The organism is Nocardiopsis sp. TNDT3, from assembly GCF_003427465.1.
Taxonomy (GTDB): Bacteria; Actinomycetota; Actinomycetes; order Streptosporangiales; family Streptosporangiaceae; genus Nocardiopsis; species Nocardiopsis dassonvillei.
In genome coordinates, this window is the sequence record NZ_QPFC01000256.1 from 1 (window position 1) to 2,486 (window position 2,486).

Consider the following 2,486-nt stretch of genomic DNA (forward strand, 5'->3'; position numbering starts at 1 on the left):
CTCCCGTCCTCGGGTCCGCAGAACCCGCCCGCCACGGCCTGGTTCCGACCCTCGGGCCCCCAGACCTCGCACGCGCCCGCCGCGCCGCACGCACCGCCGCCGTTCCCCGGGGAGGCGGCCCGGCACCCGGCGACCGGACCGCAACAGCCCCGGCCGCAGCCGTCACGGGAACTCAGGCCCCGGCCCACCGGGCTGGAGGGGAGCAGGCTCCCGGCCGTCGACGCGGGCGGCACCGCCGAGATCATGATGGCCAAGCTGCGCGGCGAGGAGATCTCCGCGCTGCGCGCCTGGTCGCGTCTGGAGGGCTGGACGGGCACCGCCGAATCCTCCGCCCTGCCCGTGGACGAGTCCACGCGGACCGAGGACGACACCCCCTCCTGGGGTCCCGTGCCCGAGACCGAACAGCACCAGCCGCGGTGGCGCCGCCACCTCCACATCGCCGTGACCGTGTGCGGCATCCTCGTGGTCACCAGCGTCTCCGGGGTGTTCGCCGCGCTGGAGTCACCGGCCCCGGTCGTCGCGGCCGCCGAGCAGGAGGCCGAACCGGAGCCCGCGGCGGACGAGGAGGCCGCCGAACCGGTCGTCGACCCCTCGGCGCCGCCCGAGGTCTCCGCGCCGACCGGCGTCGTCCTGGCGGACAGCCTCAACGCCGTCGAACTCAGCTGGACCGACAACAGCGGCGGCACCGCCTCCTTCTTCGTGCTGGGCGGCCCCTTCGGCCACGAGGCCGCCACCCTGGCCCGGACCGGCCCCGGCGTGGTGACCGCGCAGGTCGCCACCGGCTACACCGGCATGGAGTACTGCTTCACGGTGATCGCCGTGGACGGCTCCGCGTCCGCCGCCGAGGAGGTCTGCACGACCCGCGCCGCGGACCGCGCCGAGGCCGAGGCCGAGCGCCTGGCCGAGGAGGAGGCCGCGGAGGAGGAGGCCGCCCGGGAGGCGGAGGAGGAGGCCGCCGAGGAGGAGCCCTCACCGTCCCCCGATCCGGAGGAGCCCGCGGAGTGAGGCGCCGCGCCGAAACCCGTACCGTCCCGGGAGGGGCCGCGTTCCGAAACCCCCGCCGCGCACGGCGAACCTCGCCTTAGACCAAAGAAGGCACACACCGGTGTGATCTGGGACGTATCGCCGGAACCCGACCTCGGATAGCGTCTTCGGGTTGTGTCGCGCGTGCGCAGTGGGGGCGCCTCTTGTCCGGGGTCTTGATCGGTTTCGGTGTCATCACCAGCATCGTCGTCATCGGCTACATGCTCGGGCGCATCCCGCTCCTCGGCCCGGGGGCCAGGGAGGTGCTCAGCAAGCTCGCCTTCTACGTGGCCAGCCCCGCGCTGCTGTTCACGATCCTGGCCGACGTCGACCTCTCCGTCCTGGTGTCCGGTCCGGTCCTGGTCAGCGTCATCAGCGTGGCCGTCGTGGCGTTCGCCTTCGTCGTGTTCGGGCTCGTCCGGCGCCAGGGCGTCGGACCGACCACGGTCGGCGCGCTCGCCTCCTCGTACGTCAACGCGGGCAACCTGGGCATCCCCATCTCCGTCTACGTGCTCGGCGACGCGTCCCTGGTCGCGCCCATCCTGCTCACGCAGCTCCTGGTCCTGGCCCCGGTCGGCCTCACCCTCCTGGACCTGGCCGACGGCGACGTGCGCGGGGTGGGCCCCGTCTTCCGGCGGGCGCTGGGCACGCCGGTCCGCAACCCCGTGGTGATCGCGTCGCTGGCGGGCGTGGCCGTCTCCGCCTCGGGCTGGGTGCCGCCCGAACCCCTGATGGAGCCCTTCCACCTGATCGGCGGCATGGCCGTCCCCGCCATGCTGCTGGCCTTCGGGATCTCCCTGCACGGCAGCCCGTTCCCCGGCCGGGGCCCCGAACGGGTGCCGATGCTGTTCGCCGTGGCGCTCAAGTCCGTGGTCCAGCCGCTGGCGGCGTGGGCCCTGGGCGCCCTGGTCTTCGACCTGGACGCCTCCAGCCTGTTCTCCGTCGTCGTGCTGGCGGCCCTGCCCACGGCCCAGAACGTCTTCAACTACGCCACCCAGTACCGCACCGGTGAGGTGATGGTCCGCGAGGTGGTGCTCGTGACCACCTTCCTCACCATTCCCGCGCTGCTCACCGTCACCTTCCTGCTGGGGTGAGCCGGGGCGGAGTCCGCCCCGGGCCGTCCCGGAGCGGCTGAGCGGCGCGTCCGGAACACCTCCCCGTGCCCGGGCATGAAGCGGGCCCGCCCCGGAGGCCGGTCGAGGAGGCGCCACGTCCGCGCGTCCGGTGGTGCAGCTGGCTGTAGTACCGGAACGCCCGTCCGCACCAGTGCTCCGAACAGCGCCGAATCCTAGGTTCGAGGGGTAGCGAAAACACCCCGGGAGCCCCTGATGCCACGAGTTCCACGCGTCCTGCCGATGCTGGCCGCACCCCTGATGATCGCCGCCGTCCTGGCGCCCGGGGCGGCCTCGGCCGCCGCCGCGCCCGGTGCCCCCACTGCCCCGCCGACCGCCCCGGCCGAGGCC

The 2,486-nt window shown here is 74.1% G+C and carries 1 protein-coding gene and 1 pseudogene; both read left to right on the forward strand.

Features of this window, described 5'->3' with window-relative positions; genetic code table 11:
* Positions 1-1,005 (forward strand): annotated as a pseudogene (locus DQW06_RS07090) (serine/threonine protein kinase); the annotation flags it as partial.
* A gap of 182 nt (positions 1,006-1,187) precedes the next feature.
* Positions 1,188-2,117 (forward strand): AEC family transporter, encoded by a 930-nt coding sequence (locus DQW06_RS07095; protein ID WP_013156410.1) that lies wholly within the window; start codon positions 1,188-1,190, stop codon positions 2,115-2,117.
* The last annotated feature ends 369 nt before the right edge of the window (positions 2,118-2,486 follow it).